Consider the following 13,748-nt stretch of genomic DNA (forward strand, 5'->3'; position numbering starts at 1 on the left):
AAGCCCCGATCGCATCCCCACCCGAGACGACCAGCTCCCACAAATCCTCCGGCGAGGCCACACCCCCCGGCAGCCGGCAAGCCATCCCCACGATCACAATGGGGTCGTCGTCGGCGGCGGCCCGCACGGCGACGGCTGCCGGGCCGCTCGCCTCGCCGAGGAGTTCGGCGCCAAGCCGATGCGCCAGCGCGGCGGGTGTCGGGTAGTCGAACACCAGGGTGACAGGAAGCCGGAGCCCGGTGGCGGCGGCGAGCCGGTTGCGCAGGTCCACGGCAGTGAGAGAGTCGAAGCCGAGCTCGCGGAACGTACGGTCGCCGTCGGTGAGGCCGTCGCGGCCGAGCACCGCGGCGGCGAGCTCGCCCACCAGCGTCAGCAGAGCCTGGTCACGCTGCCCGTCGGGCAGGTCCCGCAGCCGCTGGGCGAACGAGCCTGACGCGGCGCGCGCCGTCGGGCGGCGGGCCTGGAACAGTCCGCGCAGCAGCGGCGGCACCGGGTCGGGAGCCGTCAGCCGTACGGGCACGAGCAGCGGGTCGCTCGCCTGGCCCGCCGCCTCGAACAGCGCGAGCCCCTGCTCGACGGTCAACGGCCGGATGCCCTGGCGGGCGAGCCTGCTCTGGTCGGACGCCTCAAGGTGCCCGGTCATCGCGCTGGCCTCGGCCCACAAGCCCCAGGCGAGGCTCACGGCGGGCAGCCCCGCAGCGTGGCGGTGGGCGGCGAGTGCGTCCAGATAGGCGTTCGCCGCCGCGTAATTGCCCTGGCCAGGGGTGCCGAGCACGCTGGCGGCCGAAGAGAACAGGATGAACGCGCTCAGCTCTATGTCCTTGGTGAGCACATGAAGGTTCCAGGCCGCCTCCGCCTTGGCACGCATCACCGCGTCGAGCCGTTCTCCCGTCAGGGAAGTGATCACCCCGTCGTCGAGCAGCCCGGCCGCGTGCACCACCGCGGTGAGCGGGTGGTCGGCGGGGATGTCGGCGATGACCTGGGCCAGCGCGTCCCGGTCTGCCGCGTCGCAGGAGGCGACGCGCGCTTGCGCGCCCAGTCCCGTCAGCTCGGCCACCAGGTCGGCGGCGCCTGGGGTGGTGGCGCCGCGGCGGCCGAGCAGCACGAGCCTGTGGACGCCGTGACGGGTCACCAGGTGGCGGGCGATGAGACCGCCGAGCAGCCCGAGCCCGCCGGTGATGAGGACGGTGCCGTGCGGGGCGAACGACCATACGCGCTCGGCGGTGGCCGACGCCCTGGCGAGCCTGGGTGCCAGGGCGGCTCCGCCGCGTAGCGCCAGCTGGGGCTCGCCTGCCGCGATGGCGGTGGGAAGCGCCGAGGCCGACTCGGCGTCCACGTCAATGATCAGGAAACGGCCGGGGTGTTCGGTCTGGGCGGCCCGCAGCAGTCCCCAGACGGGCGCGGTCTCCACATCCGGCGACTCGCCGCCGATGGCGGCCACCGCGCGGTGGGTCACCACCGCCAGGCGTTCGCCTTCCGGTGCGGCCAGCGCCGAGCGCAGTTCGCCGAGCACTCGCGCCGTGGCGTTCTCCCCTGTCGGCACGTCGATGATCCGGACCGGTGAGGGCGCGGCCTCCGGCTGGAGGTCCAGGGGCGTCCAGTCAAGGCGGTAGAGATCGTGATGGCCGACCGGAGCGAGCCGCCCCTCCTGGATGGGCCGGGCTACCAAGGAGTCGACGGTGATGACGGGCGCGCCGGTCGGGTCGGTGGCGTGCAGGGACAGCGAACCGTCGACTCCGGTGGACAGCCGCACCCGCAGTTCCGTGGCGCCGGAGGCGTGCAGCCGTACGCCACTCCAGGCGAAGGGCAACCGGCCGGGGAGCCGGGCAGCGTGGAAGGCGGCGTCCAGCAGTGCGGGATGGAGGCCGAAGGGCTCCTCGCCGAGTTCGTCCGGGAGCGTCACCTCGGCGTACGCCTCGCCGCCCTGCCGCCGGACGGCCCGCAGCCCTTGGAAGGCCGGTCCGTAGCCGATCCCGCTCTCGGCCAGCTCCGCGTAGAGATCGTCGATCGGCTCGGCGATGCCCCCCGGCGTCCACGGCGAGGATGCGGGGACGGCGGAGCCGGAGGTGAGCAGGCCGTGCGCATGCCGGGTCCAGGGACCGCTCTCGACGGCCCGCGCGTGAACGGCGAAGGGGCGGCGGCCGGCCTCATCCGGCGCGTCCACCCTCACCTGTAGCTGGACCTCGCCCTCGGCAGGCAGGGCCAGCGGTGTCTCGATGACCAGTTCGTCGAGGGTGGGCAGGCCCACCTCGTCGCCGGCGCGAATCGCCAGGTCCACGAACATGGTGCCGGGCACCACCAAACGGTTCCGGACGCGGTGGTCGGCCAGCCAGGAGCAGATGCGCGCCGGGATCCTCCCGGTGAGCAACACCACGTCCTCGTTCGCCGGATGCACCACCGTCTCCAGCAGCGGATGCCCCATCGAACCTCGGCTCACCGGGGCGGCGCCCAGCCAGAAGCGGCGTCGTTGGAAGGCGTAGGTGGGCAGCTCAGCCGGCGGGGCGGGCCACGCGCCGAAGGCCGGCGTCCAATCCACGGTCACGCCCTTGACGTGGGCTTCGGCCAGCGAGGCCAGGAACCGTTCTGGGCCGCCCTCGTCCCGGCGCAGGGTGGCGAGCACAACGGCCCCGTCGTCGGCGATCTCCTGGAGCGCCGAGGTCAGCACCGGGTGCGGGCTGACCTCGACGAGCACGTCGTGTCCTGAGCCCAGCAGCTCACGTACGGCAGGCTCGAACCGCACCGTGTGCCGCAGGTTGGCGTACCAGTAGCCCGCGTCCATGGTGGCGGTGTCGAGCCAGTCCCCGGTGACCGTGGACAGCAGCGGGATGTCAGACGCGCGCGGGCGGATTCCCTGTAGCGCGTCCTTGATCTCCTGCTCGACCGTCTCCACGTGCGCGGAGTGCGAGGCGTAGTCCACCGGAACGCGGCGGGCCCATATCCCCTCGGCCTCGCACTCCTCGACCAGCGCCGCGACCGCCTCTGACGCTCCCGCGACCACCACCGTGGACGGGCCGTTGACGGCCGCCACCGATACGTCTCCCGGGCAGCGGGCGATCCGCTCCTCCACCGCCGCCAGGGGCAGGGAGATCGACGCCATCGTGCCGCGCCCCGAAAGTGCGACGATCGCCCGGCTGCGCAGCGCCACCACCGCGGCCGCGTCCTCGAGGGACAGCGCGCCTGCCACACAGGCCGCCGCGATCTCCCCCTGGCTGTGGCCGATCACCGCATCCGGGTACACGCCGTACGAACGCCACAGTTCGGCGAGCGAGACCATGACCGCCCACAGGGCGGGCTGCACCACGTCCACCCGCGTAAGTTCGCCGCCGCGCAGCACGTCGGTGAGCGACCAGTCCACGTGCGGCGCCAGCGCCGCCGCGCACGCTTCGATCGAGCGGGAGAAAGAGGGCGAGGAGTCGAGCAGTTCGCGGGCCATGCCCGCCCACTGGGAGCCCTGTCCGGGGAAGACGAAGACGATGCGGCGCTCGTCCACCGCCCTACCGCGGATCACCACCGGCTCGGCGCTCTCGCCCCGGGTGAGCGTGTCCAGCCCGGCCAGTAGGCCGTCCCGGTCAGCGGCGACGATGACGGCGCGCTCCTCCAGCCCGGCCCGGGTCGTGGCGAGGGCGTGAGCGACGGCGGCGACGCCTGTCCCGCCTTCGCGGACGAACGCCGCAAGCCGGGCGGCCTGCGCGGCCAGTGCCTCCGGTGTGCGCGCGGACACCGGGAACGGCAGCGCCTCGGAGATCTCAGGGGCTTCGGGTCCGGGCTCCGAGTGCGCCTGTTCCAGCACGATGTGACTGTTGGTTCCGCTCACCCCGAAGGCGGACACGCCGGCTCGGCGCGGCCCTTCCGTCTGTGGCCAGGGCTGTGCGTCGGCGAGCAGACGTACCGTGCCCGGCGACCAGTCCACGTGCGGTGAGGGGGCGTCGACGTGCAGCGTCTTCGGCAGCAGGCCATGACGCAGGGCCAGCACGGTCTTGATGATCCCGGCGGCGCCCGCGGCGGCTTGGGTGTGCCCGAGGTTGGACTTGACCGAGCCCAGCCACAACGGCCGGTCGGCGGAGCGGCTCGCGCCGTAGGTGGCCAGCAGCGCCTGCGCCTCGATCGGGTCGCCGAGCCTGGTGCCGGTGCCGTGCGCCTCCACGAGGTCCACCTGAGCGGCAGGCATCCCAGCGTCGGCCAAAGCCGCGCGGATCACCTGCTGCTGCGCTGGGCCGCTCGGCGCGGTCAGCCCATTGGAGGCGCCGTCCTGGTTGACCGCGCTGCCACGGACCACCGCGAGCACCTGATGCCCGCGCCGCCGCGCCTCTGACAGCCGTTCCACCAGCAGCAGCGCGACGCCCTCCGACCAGCCGGTGCCGTCGGCGGCGGCGGCGAAGGGCTTGCACCGCCCGTCGGGCGCCAGGCCGCGCTGGCGGGAGAACTCCACGAACACCGACGCCGTGGTCATCACGGTCACGCCCCCGGCCAGGGCCAGGTCGCACTCGCCGGAGCGCAGCGACCGCACGGCCAGGTGCAACGCCACCGAAGAGGAGGAACAGGCCGTGTCGATGCTGATCGCGGGACCTTCGAAACCAAAGGTGTAGGAGATCCGGCCGGAGGCGACGCTGGCCGCGTTGCCGACCGCCAGATAGCCTTCCACCTCGCCGGGCGCGACCGTCCCCGGGCTCGCGTAGTCGTTGCCGTTGGTGCCGACGAACACGCCGGTACGGCTGCCGCGCAGGGTGTGCGGGTCGATGCCGGCCCGTTCGAAGGTCTCCCAGGCGGTCTCCAGGAGCAGCCGGTGCTGGGGATCGGTGGCCAGAGCCTCGCGTGGTGAGACTCCGAAGAAGTCGGCGTCGAAGTCGGCGGGGTGGGCAAGGAAGCCGCCGTGACGGGTGTAGGTGGTGCCTTCCCTTTCGGGGTCGGGATCGTAGAGCCCGGCCACGTCCCAGCCGCGGTCGTCCGGAAACTCAGTGATCGCGTCACGGCCTTCCGCCACCAGCCGCCACAGGTCCTCAGGCGTGTCCACACCGCCGGGGAAGTGGCAGGCCATCGCGACGATCGCGATCGGCTCCGCGGCCTGACCCTGTGACTCGCGGAGACGTTCACGGGTTTCGTGTAGTTCGGCGGTGACCCGCTTGAGCAGGTGCCGGATCCGGTCGTCGGTCATGAGATCCCCAGCTCCTTGCCGATGAAGTCGATGAGTTCGTCGTCGGTGGCGTGCGACAGCCGGTCGTCCAGCTCGGGTCCGGGCTCGTCCACCCACCGGCGCACCAGCGTGCGCAGGCGGCGCCCGGCCTCGGCGCGGTGCGGGTCGTCCGGTGGGACGGCGGCCAGCAGCGTCTCCAGCCGTTCGATCTCGGCCAACGCGTCCTGGCCGCTGGGGGCCCGCGGGGTCAGCTCCGCGTACAGGAACTCGGCCAGCGCGCGTGGCGTGGGGTGGTCGAAGACCACTGTGGCCGGGAGGGCCAGCCCGGTTTCAGTGATCAGGCGGTTGCGCAGCCGGACCGCGGTGAGGGAGTCGAACCCTTGGTCGCGGAAGCTGCGGGCAAGGTCCACCTCGTCCTGCGACGGCCGCCCCTGTACGGCGGCGACCAGGGATCGGACCAGTTCGAGCAGGATGCCCCGGCGCCGCTGCCCGTTCGCCGCGCCGAGCCGGGCGAGCAGTGCCGGGGCGGTCGTCGGTTCCGGTTCCCGCGTGCCGCCGGCGAGGTCGGCGAGCAGCGGTGCGGCCCGGCCCTCCGCCGCTCGCGCCCAGTCCGCGTCGCAGACGATCACATGGGTCTCGTCGGGCACGTCGGCCAGAGCGGTGACCGCGAGTTCGGGATCCATGGGGCGGAATCCGTGCTGGGCCACGCGCCGTTCGCCCTCTCCGCCCGCGATGCCGTCTCCTGCCCAGTGCCCCCATCCGATCGAGGTGGCGGGCAGGCCCGCGGCGCGGCGGCGTGCGGCCAGCGCGTCCAGGAACGCGTTGCCCGGTGCGTAGTTGCCCTGCCCAGGAATGCCGCAGACCCCCGCGACGGAGGAGAAGAGCACGAAGGCGTCCAGATCGAGCTCGCGGGTGAGCTGATCGAGGTTCCGCGCTCCTACGGCCTTGACCCGGTGGACCCGCTGCAGTTGCTCAGGAGACAGCGCGCCCAGCACGGCGTCATCGAGGACGGCGGCGGCGTGCACGACCGCAGTGACCGGATGCTCGGCCAGCAGCTCCGCCAGCCGGTCCCGATCGGTCACGTCGGCGGCCACGAAGACGGGCTCGGCACCGAGCGCGGTCAACTCGGCGGCCAGCTCGGCCGCGCCGCGGGCCTGCGCTCCGCGTCTGCTCGCCAGAAGGAGGCGGGTGACGCCCGCGCGGGCGAGCCAGCGGGCGCTGTGCCGGGCGAGCGCCCCGGTGCCACCGGTGATCAGTACGGTGCCTCGCGGCTGCCAGGAGCCGCTGCCCGGAGCCGCGCGGACCAGGCGGCGGGTGAGCACCGCCGCGGATCGCACGGCCAGTTCCGTCTCGCGGTGCGCTCCGAGCAGGGCCCGCACCGCCAGGACGGCATCGTCGTGCCGGGCGTTCTCCGGCAGGTCGATCAGCCCGCCGACCAGCCTTGGGATCTCTATGGCAAGCACGCTGCCCAGCCCCCAGACCAGTGCGCCCGCCGGATCGTCGGCCGGATCGCCGGGGACCGCGGCGACCGCCCCCCGCGTCAGGGACCAGAGCGGCGCACCGAGGTTCGCGGCGTCCATGGCCTGGATGAGGGCGGTGCTCGCGGCGAGGCCCCAGGGAAGGTCCGGGTGCCCGGGGGTGGGGCCTGTGTCCATCGGGAGCAGCGAGAGCACCCCGGCGACGGGCTGGTCGAGTGCCTTCGCCAGGTGGTCGCGGTGGGCGTCCCCGGGTCCGACGACGATCCGCGACACCTCGGCTCCGGCGTCGGTCAGCGCCTGGGTCAGCGCCGCAGCCCAGCCGTCAGCGGTCCCTCGTGCGGGCACCAGCATGGCCCAGCGGCCGGAGGCCGGCCTGGCGTCCTCCAGGGCGGGCAGCCGATGCCAGGCGATCCGGTGGCGCAGGCCGTCCGCTGCCCGGGAGGCCGTGGCGGGTGCTTGCGCCCAGTAACGGTGGCGCTGGAAGGCGTAGGTCGGCAGCTCGGCCTGTCCGGGCCCGCCCAGCAGGGCGGCCCAGTCCACCGCGACGCCCGATACATAGGCGTGGGCAACGGCGGTGAGCAGCGTCCGAGGCTCGGGCTGGGATCGGCGCAGCACCGGCGTGGCCACCGCGCCGGGCGGCAGCGTCTCCTCGACCATGGCGCTGAGCACACCGTCAGGGCCCAGCTCGAGGCAGGTGCCGGCGTCGAGCCTTCGGGCCACGTCCAGAAAACGGACGGTGTCGCGGGCATGCCTGGCCCAGTACGCGGCCGTCACCTCGGTCAGCGGCTCGCCGGTCAGGGTGGACATCACCGGGATGGCGGGAGGCCGCTGGTCGAGTCCGGCTGCGATGCGTTCGAACTCCGCGAGCATGCCGTCCATCCGGTGGGAGTGGAAGGCGTGGCTGGTGCGCAGCCGCTTGGTCTTGCGGTCCTCGAACGCGGCGGCCACCGCCAGCGCAGCGTCATCCTCGCCGGAGATGACGGTCGCGGCGCTCCCGTTCACCGCGGCGATCGACACGCCGTCCCTGAGCCTGGCGCGCACCTCCGCCTCACCGGCCTGGAGGGCGACCATGGCGCCGCCCGGTGGCAGCGCCTGCATCAGCCGGGCGCGGGCCGCGACGAGCCTGGCGGCGTCGGGCAGGGTGAGGATTCCGGCCACGTGGGCGGCGGACAGCTCGCCGATGGAGTGCCCGGCGAGCCGGTCGGGCCGTACCCCCCACGACTCCAAGAGCCGGAACAGGGCCACTTCCAGCGCGAACAGGCCGGTCTGGGTGTAGAGGGTCTTGTCCAGGTCGGTGCCGTCGCCGGTGTCGAAGACGACGTCTCGGACGCGGCGCCGGGCGTGGCCGGCCAGTTCGGCGTCGAGCGCATCGGCGACCGCATCGAAGTGCTGGGCAAAGACGGGGTAGGCGGCATACAGTTCACGGCCCATCCCGGCGCGCTGGCTGCCCTGACCGGTGAACAGGAACGCCAGGCCGGCACCGGTGGCGCATCCTTGAACCACGTCCGGTGGCGCTTGGCCGCGGGCCAGCGCGTCGAGCCTGTCCAGGTAGCCGGAAGGGTCGTCGGCGACGATCACGGCGCGGTGGGGGAAGGCCGTACGGGTGGTCGCCAGGGAGCGGGCCACCTCCACCGGGTCAAGGGCATCGCGGGCACGGACGAATGCGGCCAAGCGGGCCGCCTGCGCGCGGAGCGCCTCGGGCGTGCGTGCGGACAGCACCCACGGCGCAGGCCCGGACGGGGTCTCGCGTCGCTCCTGTTCCAGGTCGGGCGGCGGCTGTTCGAGGATGACGTGGGTGTTGGTGCCGCTGATGCCGAAGGAGGAGACTCCGGCCCGCCGCGGGCGCCCGGTCTCCGGCCATGGCCGGGCTTCGGTCAGCAGCCGTACGCCCGACCATTCCACGTGGGACGACGGCTGGTCCACGTGCAGAGTTCTGGGCAGCACGCCGTGCCGTATCGCCTCGACCATCTTGATGATTCCCGCGACGCCCGCAGCCGCCTGGGTGTGGCTGATGTTCGACTTGACCGATCCCAGCCACAGTGGCCGGTCGGCGGGCCGATCGTGACCGTAGGCCGCGATCAGCGCCTGGGCCTCGATCGGGTCGCCCAGCGTGGTGCCGGTGCCGTGGGCCTCCACCACGTCCACCTCGGCTGGGTTCAGCCCGGCGGAGGCCAGCGCCTGCCGGATCACCCGCTGCTGTGAGGGCCCGTTAGGTGCGGTGAGCTGGCTGCTCCTGCCGTCCTGGTTGACAGCGGTGGAACGGATCACGGCCTGGACGGGATGGCCGTTGCGTACCGCGTCCGACAACCGCTCCAGCAGCAGCAGGCCCGCGCCCTCGCCCCAGCCGGTGCCGTCGGCGGAGTCGGCGAAGGACTTGCAGCGCCCGTCCGGGGCCAGGCCGCGCTGACGGGAGAACTCGATGAGGATAGCCGGAGTGGCCAGGACGGTGACTCCCCCGGCGAGTGCGAGCGAGCACTCCCCCGCCCGCAGCGCTCGGACCGCCAGGTCCACCGCGACCAGCGAGGATGAGCAGGCGGTGTCCACCGTGATCGCCGGGCCCTCCAGCCCGAAGGTGTAGGCCAGCCGTCCCGAGGCGACGCTGCCCGCGCTGCCGACGACCAGGTACCCCTCCAGGTCTTCCGGCGCCCGCTGGAACCGCGTGCCGTAGTCGCCGTACATGATTCCGGTGAACACCCCAGTCCTGCTGCCGTGCAGCGACTCGGGCAGGATCCGGGCCCGCTCGAAGGCTTCCCAGGCCACCTCCAGCAGCAGCCGTTGCTGGGGGTCCACGGCGGCGGCCTCGCGGGGCGGCAGGTCGAAGAATTCGGCGTCGAAATCGGCGGCGTCGTGCAGGAATCCGCCGCTGCGGGCGTAGGAGGTGCCGGGGTGGTCGGGGTCGGGGTGGTAGAGGTCCGGCCAGCCGCGGTCGGCTGGGAGCGGCCCGACGACGTCGCGTTCCTCCGCCACCAGCCGCCACAGGTCCTCGGGTGAGCGGGCCTCGCCCGGGTAGCGGCAGCCGATACCGATGATCGCGATGGGTTCGGTCCTGGCGGCTTCGGACTCTTCCATCTGACGCCGGGTCTGCCGCAGTTCGGCGGTGGTGCGCCGAAGATAGTCGCGGAGCTTGTCCTCGTTGGAGGTCATGCGAGCTCTCCGTCGGTGCTCGGGATCGTCAGCTCGTGGTCGAGCACGTCGAAAAGCTCGTCGTCTGTGACGTCGGCCAGATCGGTGGCGGGCTCCGCGGTGGCAGGCCCGCTTGCCCGCGCGAGGTCCCGGAGCCGAGCTGTGATCACTGCGCTAGGGGTGGGAACGGCCCGCAGCGCGGCCTCGATCCGGTCGAGTTCGGCCAGCAGTGCCTCGACAGGATCGGCGGGGGGTGGTGCGACCAGCTCTTCAAGGTGTGCCGCCAGTTCGGCGGGCGTGGGATGGTCGAAGATCGTGGTGACCGGGAGGCGGAGTCCGAGCCTGGCGCCGACCTGGTTGCGGAATCGCACGGCCATCAGGGAGTCGAAGCCCGCGGCCTGGAAGCCTCGGCCGGGCGCCACCGCGTCGGCGTCAGGGTGACCCAGGATGTCGGCGGCGGTCTGCCGGACCAGGTCGAGCAGCAGTTTTCTGCGCTGCTCCGGGTCGAGCCCGGCCAGCCGCGCGTCGTCCGCGGGTACGGCGGCGCGGCGGGCGGGGCCGTGTACGAGACCGCGCAGGACGGCGGGCGGGTCCGCGGCCTCGGCCGCGATCCTGGCGGGCACCAGCATGGCGTCCGAGCTGGTGAGCGCGGTGTCGAACAGGTCCAGCGCCTGCTCGGTGTCCAGCGGCAGCAGGCCGCCGCCCCCCAGCCGCCGCAGGTCGGCATCGGTGAGATGGCCGGTCATGCCACTACCCGCCGCCCACAGTCCCCAGGCCAGGGAGATCGCGGGGAGCCCGGCGGCGCGGCGGCGCTGGGCGAGAGCGTCGAGGAAGGTGTTGGCGGCCGCGTAGTTCGCCTGGCCCGGGGAGCCGACGAGACCGACGGCCGAGGAGTAGAGCACGAACGCGGACAGGTCCAGGTCTTTGGTCAACTGGTGCAGATGCCAGGCGGCGTTCGCTTTGGGGCGCAGGACGTTCGCCAGGCGCTGAGGGGTTTGGGCGGTCAGCACGGCGTCGTCCAGCACGCCCGCGGTGTGGATGACGGCGGTGAGCCTGGGGATCGTGGCGATGAGTTTCGCCAGGGCCTCGTGATCCGCGACGTCGCAGTCGGCGAGGGTGACTTCCGCGCCGAGTTCTTCCAGCTCCGCCACCGCCTGCGGAGCCCTGGTCGCGTTGCGGCTCACCAGCAGCAGGCGGCGGGCGCCGTGGTGGGTCACCAGGCGGCGGGCCGCGAGCCTGGCGAGCGTTCCTGTGCCGCCGGTGATGAGAACCGTCCCCTCCATCGCCTCTTTGTGGGGGGCTGGAGCCGTACCGTCCCCCGAAGTCGCGGACGAGAGGTCGGCCTGGACGAGTCTGGGGACGTGGATCTCACCCGCGCGCAGTGCGAGCTGGTCCTCGCCTGTGGCGAGCGCCGCCGGAATCACCTCGGTGGAACTCGGGTGACCGTCGCTGTCCAGGAGCACGATCCGGCCCGGGTGCTCGCTTTGCGCGGTCCGCGCGAGGCCCCAGACCGTGGCGTTGGCGAGGTCGTGGACGTCCTCGCCGGGAGCTGCCGCCACCGCGCGTTGGGTGAGCAGGACCAGGCGCGCGGTGTCGTCGCGTTCGGCGGTGACCCAGTCGCGCAGCAGCCGGAGTGCGTGCTCGGCCGCCGCTTGCGCCGCCTCGGCGGTGCTCTCCCACGCGGGAAGCTCGACGATGACATCGTCCTGCCTGCGATCCGCGGGGACCGGCAGGGTGGGCCAGGCCAGCCGGAACAGCGTGGACGGTCGTCGCCCGGCGGAGCGCAGACGTCCTGCCTCCAGTGGACGCAACGCCAGCGAGCCAACGGCGGCGACCGGCTGTCCGTCAGGGTCGGCGAGCTGGATCGACACCGTGTCGCCCTCGCAGGGCCGGACCAGGACCCTGAGCCCGGTGCCCACCTCGGGGCGAGCGGCCACGCCCGTCCACGCGAACGGCAGCCGAGGGGCGCCTGTCCCATTGCCCACCACAACGTGCAGGGCGGCGTCCAGCAGAGCCGGGTGCAGCACGAAGCCACTGACGTGAGAGACGGGTCCGGCCTCGGCGAACAGCCGATCACCGAGCCGCCAGGCGGCGGTCATGCCGCGGAACTCCGGCCCGTAGTCGTAGCCTCGTACGGCCAGCCGCCGGTAGAGGTCTTCGATGTCGATCGGCTCGGCTCCTGGGGGCGGCCACACCCCGGCGAACTCCGCCGGGCCTGCGCTCTCAGCGCCGAGCAGTCCGACGGCGTACCTGGTCCAGTCCTCCTCCTGGGCGCGGCCGTGGATCGCCATCGGGCGCGAACCGGCCTGGTCCGGAGGTCCCACGATGATCTGCAGATCGACACCACCGTCCTGAGGGAGTACCAGCGGCCTCTCCAAGGTCAGCTCGTCGATCCCCGCCTGCCCGGTCTGCGCCGCGGCCTGCAGGGCGAGGTCCACGAAGGCGGTCCCGGGCAGGACAGGTGTGCCGTGCACGGCGTGGTCGGTGAGCCACGGATGCTCGCCGGGGGCGATCCTGCCGGTGAGCACGAGCGTGCCGGTGTCGGCGAGCGACAGGGCACTGTGCAGGAACGGGTGGTCCAGAGCAACCGCCCCGGCCGCCGGTTGTCGCCCGGCCGGTGCGTTCAGCCAGTAGCGACGGCGCTGGAAGGCGTAGGTGGGCAGCTCCACCTGGTACGCGGGGTCGGCGGCGGTCACCGGCCAGGCGACCTGCCGTCCCAGGCTGTGGGCGATGCCGAAGGACTCCTGGAGCTGCGCCCATCCGCCCCGGTCCCGCCGGAGCGTACCGGTGACCGTCACGCCTTCCTCGTCGTCGATGCCGACGGTGAGGACGGGATGCGGACTGGATTCCACGAACAGGTCGTGCCCGTCACGCAGCAGCGCCCGGATGGCCTCGTGGAACCGTACGGGCCGGCGGAGGTTGTCGTACCAGTACTCGGGTGTGAGCAGGGACGTGTCGATGCGGTCACCGGTGACGGTCGAGTAGAAGGCGACCTTCGCGGCCATCGGCACGATTCCGGCGAGCGCGGACCGGATGCCGGGCTCGACGGTGTCGATCTGCCGGGAGTGTGAGGCGTAGTCGACCGGGATGCGCCGCGCCCGTGCGCCGTCCGCGGTCAGGCGCGCTTCGAGGTCGTCGAGGGCCTCCGGGGTGCCGGACACCACCGTGCTGGCCGCGCCGTTCACCGCCGCGATGTCGGCGGCACCGCCGTAGCCGCCCAGGTAGACCGCGACCTCATCGGCGGGCCGCAGCACCGAGAGCATCCCGCCCTTGCCGGTGAGCGCGATCAAGGCCCTGGCGCGCAGCGCCACGATGCGGACGGCGTCGGGGAGGGTGAGCGCGCCCGCCACGTACGCGGCCGCGATCTCGCCCTGGCTATGCCCGGCAACCGCGTCGGGGCTGATCCCGTGAGCCTGCCACACCTGCGCCAGCCCGGTCATCATCGTGAACAGCACCGGCTGCACGACCTCGACCCGGTCCAGCGAGGCCGCGCCGGGCCGTTCTTCGAGCACGTCGATCAGCGACCAGTCGGCGTGCGGGGCGAGCGCCGCCGCGCAGGCGTGCACGTGGTCGCGGAACTCGGGCGAGGTCCGGAGCAGCTCGCGCGCCATACCCGGCCACTGTGAGCCCTGCCCGGGGAACACGAACGCCGTTCTCCCGCCGGTCGACCTGCCGACGATCAGACCTGCCGCGGACCGGCCCGAGGCAAGGGCGCGCAGCCCTTCCCTATGGTCGCCCACGATGACCGCGCGGTGCTCGAAGCTCGCCCGGGTGGTCAGCAGGGCCCGGCCCGTCGCCGCCGGGTCGAATTCGGTGAGGTGCTCGTCCAGGCGGGCGGCCTGCGCGCGGAGCGCCTCAGGGCTGGTGGCCGACAGTACCCACGGCAGCGGCACGTCTTGCTCAGGGGCGGTGCGGGCGGGCGGAGGAGCCTGTTCGAGTATGAGGTGGGCGTTGGTGCCGCTGACGCCGAAGGAGGACACCCCGGCCCGGCGTGGCCGACCGGTCTCCGGCCATGG

3 protein-coding genes are annotated in these 13,748 nt (G+C 73.1%); all 3 read right to left on the reverse strand.

Going from position 1 to position 13,748, the window contains the following annotated elements; translation table 11 throughout:
* Window positions 1-5,152, reverse strand: a 5,152-nt coding sequence (locus AB0B64_RS60460) for an SDR family NAD(P)-dependent oxidoreductase (RefSeq protein ID WP_358207458.1), incomplete at its 3' end; no start/stop codon positions are given.
* Window positions 5,149-9,753: a type I polyketide synthase gene (locus AB0B64_RS60465; protein ID WP_358207464.1), complete on the reverse strand. Its 4,605-nt coding sequence runs from the start codon at window positions 9,751-9,753 to the stop codon at window positions 5,149-5,151. The genes AB0B64_RS60460 and AB0B64_RS60465, both read right to left, overlap by 4 nt.
* On the reverse strand, window positions 9,750-13,748 hold a 3,999-nt coding region (locus tag AB0B64_RS60470; RefSeq protein ID WP_358207472.1), incomplete at its 5' end, for a type I polyketide synthase. The genes AB0B64_RS60465 and AB0B64_RS60470, both read right to left, overlap by 4 nt.

Origin of the sequence: Nonomuraea sp. NPDC049129, from assembly GCF_040648495.1 — a bacterium.
Lineage (GTDB): Bacteria > Actinomycetota > Actinomycetes > Streptosporangiales > Streptosporangiaceae > Nonomuraea.

Bases quoted from the DNA above. Each gene is read 5' to 3' on its own strand.
- AB0B64_RS60465 (WP_358207464.1), bottom strand. From the start codon at position 9,753: ATGACCTCCAACGAGGACAAGCTCCGCGACTATCTTCGGCGCACCACC.